This is a genomic window from Mycobacterium sp., from assembly GCF_039583785.1.
GTDB lineage: Bacteria > Actinomycetota > Actinomycetes > Mycobacteriales > Mycobacteriaceae > Mycobacterium.
In genome coordinates this window covers 1-1,503 of sequence record NZ_JAVKSG010000212.1, presented here as the reverse complement: position 1 = coordinate 1,503, position 1,503 = coordinate 1, and the positions used below count along the sequence as shown (strand labels likewise).

1 protein-coding gene is annotated in these 1,503 nt (G+C 67.5%); it reads right to left on the bottom strand.

What is annotated here, in order from left to right:
* Positions 1-13 precede the first annotated feature (13 nt).
* Positions 14-1,438 (bottom strand): IS66 family transposase, encoded by a 1,425-nt coding sequence (locus tag ABDV69_RS21460; protein WP_343577863.1) that lies wholly within the window; start codon positions 1,436-1,438, stop codon positions 14-16.
* Positions 1,439-1,503: the final 65 nt, after the last annotated feature.

Genomic DNA, 1,503 nt, shown 5'->3' with positions numbered 1-1,503 from the left:
GTAACTGGTCAGGTCATGCGGGCATCCAGGGTCGGCCCTCGGCGAGCATGACGAGGGCGTCGAAGAAGTGCTCGCCGTGTTTGGCGGCGGTGGATAGGTAGCTTCGGATGGCGCAGAACTGTTTGGCTCCGGTGAGGGTGCGCATGCAGCCGGATACCTTCTGCCGCAGTTTGATCATGCGGATGTCGCGTTCGGATCCGTTGTTGTCTGGTGGTATTCGCCAGTCGGTGGTGAAGCGCAGGTAGTCGTCTTGCCGGTCGATCAGGCGGCGGGCGAGCGCGTGGTGTTTTTTCATCGGTTTGTCCGACCGTGCTGCGGTCTGGGTGATCCCGATCTGGGCGGCCGAGCGGTAGAGCTGGACCTGCTCGGCCAGCGCGTCGGGGTCCAGCGCATCGGCGCCGGCGGCGATGGCTTCGGCTACCAGCTGCTGCATCGCGGTGAGGGCGTCGCTGGCCTGGGTGGCCCAGCACCAGTCGTGTTCGGCTGGCGCGGTGTCGGCGACGCCGGCCAGCTCACGCAGGGCATGCGCGCAGCACAACTGATGTGCCGGGTCGATGTAGGTGTCATAGGGCGCCCACGCGTCGTGCACCGCCACCCCGGTAAACCCGGGCAGCACCCCGGTGGCGTCCATCGCCTCGCGGCCACGCTTTCGGTGGCAGGTGATCAGCGTGTATTTATCGGTGCGGGCGCAGTGCACCCAGTGCAGGCTGGTGGCAACCCGCAGACCGGTCTCGTCGAACCCGGCCACATCGGCGGCGGCCAGTCGGTCGGTGACCTGGTCAAGGAAACCGTCGAGTCCGTCGGCGGCGCGTTCGGCCATGGCCGCGACGGTGCCCTGCGAGACCGGGGTGCCGAACAGTTCAGCCAGCGCCTGGGCGGTGCGGTTCTTCGACAGGAACTGCCCCACATACAGATACAGGATGATCGCGGTGATCCGCGGCCCGTAGGACGCCGAAGCGCTCACCCCGGCAGGCGCGGCGCCGCAGGTCGTGGCCCCACACCCGCAGCGCCGCGCGATCAGCTGGTGCTCGGTCACCCGCACGGACATGGGGGGCAGGTCGAACACCTGGCGGCGCTCCATCCCGGCCTGTGGCGCTCCCGTCAGATCGCCGCCGCAGCCGGCGCACGGGCCGGGCTCATGGCGCAGTGTCTCGTCAGGGTTGTCCACCAGCGCCAACGTCGAACCTGGATGCCCTGGCTGGCCGCCGGGTTTGCGGCCACTCCTACGGCGCAACGACTTCGGCGCCGGCTTGGCGAACGGCGAATCCGTCGACGGCGGCCTCGACGAGTTCTGACTGTTCTGCCCCAACTGCCGTTTCAGCTCGGCGACCTCGGCTCGCAGTTCCTCGATCACCGCTCTCAAGGCGGCATTCTCGGCTCGCAGGGCGGTGTTCTGCGCGACCAACTCCTCATCGGATGGACGCGAATCGGCGGGCACCACACCATGATTCGCGGGAACGAGTCGAGATCAACACGACACGCCGTCAAATCACAACAACATCA